7 protein-coding genes are annotated in these 5,039 nt (G+C 74.0%); 5 read left to right on the forward strand and 2 right to left on the reverse strand.

What is annotated here, in order from left to right; translation table 11 throughout:
* The first annotated feature begins 38 nt into the window (after positions 1-38).
* Genes HTZ82_RS31535 through HTZ82_RS31545 form a run of 3 tightly spaced genes read left to right on the forward strand, consistent with a single transcriptional unit; the run spans position 39 to position 2,823 of the window.
* Positions 39-1,091 (forward strand): chorismate-binding protein, encoded by a 1,053-nt coding sequence (locus tag HTZ82_RS31535; RefSeq protein ID WP_175412833.1) that lies wholly within the window; start codon positions 39-41, stop codon positions 1,089-1,091.
* A 1-nt stretch (position 1,092) separates the two neighbouring features.
* Entirely contained in the window at positions 1,093-1,908 is an 816-nt protein-coding gene (locus tag HTZ82_RS31540; protein WP_175412834.1) for an aminotransferase class IV, read from the forward strand.
* Positions 1,909-1,950: 42 nt separating this feature from the next.
* A complete protein-coding gene (locus tag HTZ82_RS31545) occupies positions 1,951-2,823 on the forward strand; it encodes a GNAT family N-acetyltransferase (protein ID WP_175412835.1) in 873 nt (290 codons plus the stop codon).
* 18 nt (positions 2,824-2,841) lie between these two features.
* On the opposite strand, the gene HTZ82_RS31550 is transcribed toward HTZ82_RS31545, so the two are convergent.
* Positions 2,842-3,360: a DsbA family protein gene (locus tag HTZ82_RS31550; protein WP_175412836.1), complete on the reverse strand. Its 519-nt coding sequence runs from the start codon at positions 3,358-3,360 to the stop codon at positions 2,842-2,844.
* 171 nt (positions 3,361-3,531) lie between these two features.
* Here HTZ82_RS31550 and HTZ82_RS31555 point away from each other — a divergent pair, with 171 nt between their 5' ends.
* Both HTZ82_RS31555 and HTZ82_RS31560 read left to right on the forward strand, forming a co-directional pair.
* Positions 3,532-3,966, forward strand: a complete 435-nt coding sequence (locus tag HTZ82_RS31555) for a hypothetical protein (protein ID WP_175412837.1) — start codon at positions 3,532-3,534, stop codon at positions 3,964-3,966.
* Between the two features lie 183 nt (positions 3,967-4,149).
* A complete protein-coding gene (locus HTZ82_RS31560; RefSeq protein ID WP_175412832.1) occupies positions 4,150-4,317 on the forward strand; it encodes a hypothetical protein in 168 nt (55 codons plus the stop codon).
* Positions 4,318-4,355: 38 nt separating this feature from the next.
* On the opposite strand, the gene HTZ82_RS31565 is transcribed toward HTZ82_RS31560, so the two are convergent.
* Positions 4,356-4,916, reverse strand: coding sequence for a CGNR zinc finger domain-containing protein (locus HTZ82_RS31565; protein WP_175412838.1), 561 nt, complete (start codon positions 4,914-4,916; stop codon positions 4,356-4,358).
* Between the last annotated feature and the right edge of the window lie 123 nt (positions 4,917-5,039).

Raw genomic sequence — 5,039 nt, forward strand, 5'->3', positions numbered from 1 at the left:
GGCGGCCGCGCCGCGGTCCCCGCCCTACACTCACATCCGTGCACGACCTCGCTCCTCTGGCCCGCTTCGGCGGCCTCCTCGCCACCGATCTGCGGGACGTCACCAGCGACCCGGAGGCCCTGGAGTCCTCCGGCTTCTGGGCCGTCGCCGCCGACTTCGAAGGCCGTCTCACCTGCGCCCGCTTCGGTGACGTCCGGCCCGACCCGGTCCCCGCGCCGGTCCCGGGGCGCTGGCGCGGTCCCGCGGCCGGCGACTGGACGTCGTCGCTCGACCGCGACGAGTACACGGCGGGCGTACGCCGGATCCGCGAGCACATCGCCGCCGGCGAGGTCTACCAGGCCAACCTGTGCCGCGTCCTGTCCGCGCCGCTGCCCCCGGACACGCTCGCCTCCGCCGACGTGGACGCGCTCACGGCGCTGCTCGCGCGCGGCAACCCCGCCCCGTACGCAGGAACGATTCGGCTGCCCGCGCACGGCGTGGAGATCGCCACCGCGTCCCCCGAGCTCTACCTCCGCCGCGACGACCGGACCGTCGAGTCCGGCCCGATCAAGGGCACCGGCCGCACCGCCGATGACCTCCTGCCCAAGGACCACGCCGAGAACGTGATGATCGTCGACCTGGTCCGCAACGACCTGGGCCGTGTCTGCGCCACCGGCACCGTCACCGTCCCGGAGCTGTGCGCCGTCGAGCACCACCCCGGCCTCGTCCACCTCGTCTCGACCGTACGGGGCGAACTCGCGCCCGGAGAGGGCTGGCCCGGACTGCTCCGCGCCACCTTCCCGCCCGGCTCCGTCACCGGCGCACCCAAGTCCAGCGCCCTGCGGATCATCGAGACCCTGGAGACCGCCCCCCGCGGCCCGTACTGCGGCGGCATCGGCTGGGTCGACGCGGACCGGCGCACCGGCGAGCTCGCGGTCGGCATACGCACCTTCTGGCTCGACCGCCCCGCCGGCCTCCTCCGGTTCGGCACCGGCGCCGGCATCACCTGGGGCTCCGACCCGGAGCGGGAGTGGCAGGAGACCGAACTGAAGGCGGCGCGCCTCCTCGCGGTAGCGTCAGGCGTGTACGAGGCGAGCGGAAGGACCATCTGAGATGAAGCTGTGGGTCAACGGCGAACTGAGGGACGCGGACACCGCCAGGGTCTCCGTCCTGGACCACGGCCTGACCGTGGGCGACGGCGTCTTCGAGACGCTCAAGGCCGTCGACGGCAGGCTCTTCGCCCTGGACCTCCACCTCGACCGGCTCGTGCGCTCCGCCCGCGGCCTCGGCCTGCCGGACCCGGACCTGGACGAGGTGCGCCGCGCCTGCGCCGCCGTCCTGGAGGCCAACCCGATGCCGCTCGGCCGGCTCCGCGTCACCTACACCGGCGGCCTGTCGCCGCTCGGCTCCGACCGCGGCGACGACGGCCCGACCCTCGTCGTCGCCCTCGGCGAGACCGCCCCCCGTCCCGACAGCACCGCCGTCATCACCGTCCCCTGGACGCGCAACGAGCGCGGCGCCCTCGCGGGCCTGAAGACCACCTCGTACGCGGAGAACGTCGTCGCCCTCGCCCGCGCCCACCAGCAGGGCGCGTCCGAGGCGCTGTTCGGCAACACCGTCGGCCGGCTCTGCGAAGGCACCGGCTCCAACGTCTTCGTCGTCCTCGACGGCCGCATCCACACCCCGCCGCTCGCCTCCGGCTGCCTGGGCGGCATCACCCGCCACCTCGCCGTCGAGTGGACCGGCGTCCAGGAGACCGACCTGCCGATGGACGTCCTGCGGACCGCCGACGAGATCTTCCTGACCTCCACGCTCCGCGACATCCAGGCCGTCCACCGCGTCGACGACCGCGAACTGCCCGGCGCGCCCGGCCCGGTCACGGCCAAGGCCATGCGCGTCTTCGCCGAGCGTGCCGCAGCCGACTTCTGACGGGCCCGTTCCGACCTCACCGCGGGGTGGTAGAAAACCCTGATGACCACCACCCTGCGGCCGACCGGGCCGCTTCAGCAGGCCGCCGACGGCACTCTGTCACGCTCCTACGAGGTATGCGTCAACAGCCGCCCCGTAGGCGCCGTCGACATCGGAACCGCGCCCGGTTTCGGGCCGGCCGTCGGCACCGTCAGCGGTCTGCGCATCGACGAGGCGGACCGCGGCCGCGGCCGCGGCACGGTCGCCGCCCTCGCCGCCGAGGAGGTCCTGCGCGGCTGGCGCTGCGAGCGCATAAGGATCTCCGTACCCGCCGACTCGTCCGCGGCCCTGCGCCTGGCGACGGCGCTCGGCTACACGGAACGCAGCCGCACCCTGGTCAAGACCCTCGGGGCCGCAGACGCCGACGAGCCGCCGTCCGGACCACCCGTACGGCCCATGACCGAGCCGGAGTTCCAGAGGTGGCGGGCGGCGGCGGAGGAGGCCTACGCCCGCAGCTGGATCGCCCGCGGGACACCCGAGGCCGCCGCGCGCGCCAAGTCCCGCTCCGACCACGCGGCGCTCCTCCCCGACGGCCTCGCCACCGAGGGCGCCCGGCTGTACGTCGTCGAGCGCCCGGACGGCACGACCGCGGGGCACCTGTGGACCGGGCGGCGCTCACTCGACCCTCGGCGCTCACTCGACCCGGCGGGCGACGGCGCGCACGCGTACGTCTGGGACATCCAGGTCGACGACCGCGACCGCGGCCGGGGCTACGGCAGGGCCCTGATGCGGCACGCCGAGCGCGTCGCCCGCGAGGAGCTCGGCACCGACCGCATCGGCCTGCACGTCTTCAGCGACAACACCCCGGCCCGCCGCCTGTACGAGTCGCTCGGCTACCGCCCCGTCGAGATCCACCTCGACAAGCACCTCTACTGATCCGGCCGGTGCCGGCCGTCACTCGGCGAGCAGCCGGTCGGCGATCTCCTCGATACGGGCCCGCAGCCCCTCCTGGCTCTTCCCGCCGTCCAGCCGCTCACCGCCGATCATGTACGTCGGTGTGCCCGTGACGCCCAGAGCCTTGCCCTCGGCCTGGTCGGCGTCGACGACCAGCAGATGCCGCCCGTCGATCAGCGCGGTGTCGAACTCCTCGTCGTCCAGACCCAGCTCCCGCGCGACCCGGACCAGGAACGCCTCGCCGCCGGCGTCCAGCTCCTCGACCCGGTCCAGCACCGCCTCGGTGTACGCCCAGCCCTGGCCCTGCACCAGGGCCTCCTCGGCGGCCTGGGCCGCCGCGTACGCGTGCTTGTGCTTCTCCAGCGGGAAGTGCCGCAGTCGCACCTCCAGCCGGTCCCCGTAGCGGGCGCGCAGCGCGCGCAGGTCCTCCAGCGCCGTACGGCAGTCGGGGCACTGCAGCTCGCACCAGAAGTCGAGGACGACGGGCTGGTCGGTGTGGTGGGTGGGGGAGTCGTTCATGCGCTCAGTCTTTCAGCCGGGCGGCGGCCTGCCCAACCGGGACCTGGGGAGGAGACCGCCCCGGAGATCACCCGGAGATCCCGGGCCGGCACGGCCGGACCGTGGCCCCGGCATCGGTGACCGGTGCAGGATGGAGGGAAAGGGACGAGACGCCCACGGCTGGAGGACCGCATGCTTGCCGAGACCATCTGTTCCGCGGTGTCCGCGGCGGGACTGGGCATCGCGGCGATCACCGCGTACCGCAGGCGCTTCCTCGCCGCCGGCCGGATCGCCGCCTACGCGCTGGTGCCGCTGGGCCTGGTGATGACCGGGGCCGTCCAGTGGCTGGCCGACACCGCCTTCAGCCCCGTGGCCTGGGTCGGCTTCGGGGTGCTCGGCGCGTCCTGGCTGCTGTTCACCGGCACGCGGGCCGTCGAGCGGCGCAGGGGCGGCGGGGCCCCCCGCAAGGAGCGCCGCAAGGCCGCAGCGGAGGCCGGCGCGCAGCCGGGCGCCGTGGCGCCGGGCGCGTCCGCGCCGTCGCTGGACGCGGGCTCACGCCGTACGAAGCAGGACGCCGTCGACGACTTCAGCGACATCGAGGCCATCCTCAAGAAGCACGGCATCTGAAACGGCGCCCGAGCGTCACAGGGCGTCCGTCGGAGCCCGGTGCCGATGCCCGGCACCCGGGGTGGTGCGGGGTGGCGCGAAGGGTGGCGGTAGGGGGCGCCGGCACGGCGATCACCTAAGGATTGCCAGAACTGCCCCTTTTTGTGGGGGCTGTTGGGTGATCGGCCGGTCACGCGCTGCGTCATGATCGGCCCCGAGATGCTCGATACCTCGCGGGAACAGTCCCCCGCCTCCACCGAAGAACCGCGCGGCTGCCTCTTCGCGCTGTCCCAGCCACCGCTGATGATCTTCCTGGCGGTGATCGGCCTGCTTCTGCTGATGGCGTCGGTGCACGACCTGTTCCTGCTGTGACACCCTGAGGCCCGGCCGCGCCGACCGCCCCGCCGGGCTCAGCCGGCCGCGGCCTCCTTGCGGCGGGCCCGGTACGCGGCCACGTGCAGTCGGTTCCCGCAGGTGCGGCTGTCGCAGTAGCGGCGCGAGCGGTTGCGGGACAGGTCCACGAAGGCCCGCCCGCAGTCGGGCGCCTCACAGCGGCGCAGCCGCTCCAGCTCGCCGGCGACCAGGATGAACGCCAGCGCCATCCCGCAGTCGGCGGCCAGGTGGTCCGCGACCGAGGCGCCGGGCGCGAAGTAGTGCACGTGCCAGTCGTAGCCGTCGTGGTCGGTGAGCTGCGGCGTGGTGCCCGCGGCGGCCACCAGCTGGTTGATCAGCCCGGCGGCCGTGCGCGGATCGGCCGCGGCGAACACCTGGGCGAACCGGCGGCGGACGTCGTGCACCGCCCGCAGATCCTGGACGTCCAGCTCACCGACACCGCTGACCTGGTGGTTCTCCACGAACGCGTACAACGACGCGACGTCGCCGAGCTCCTCTCCGCGCCCTCCTTCCGGCGCGGTGTTCATCAGATCGACGACGGTGTCGAGCGCGGTCCGGGTGTCGTGGGGGATCAGCACGATTCACTCCCTGGCCTGCTGCGGGCGGGCGCCCGCAGAATTCCGCTGACTCTAGCGGCTCACCCTCACGGCCCAGGGTGCTGCCTCCCGGGGGCGTCCGAAACGCCGCAGGGCGCCGTCACC

The sequence above is a fragment of the Streptomyces sp. TRM64462 genome (genome assembly GCF_013362995.1).
Classification (GTDB): domain Bacteria; phylum Actinomycetota; class Actinomycetes; order Streptomycetales; family Streptomycetaceae; genus Streptomyces.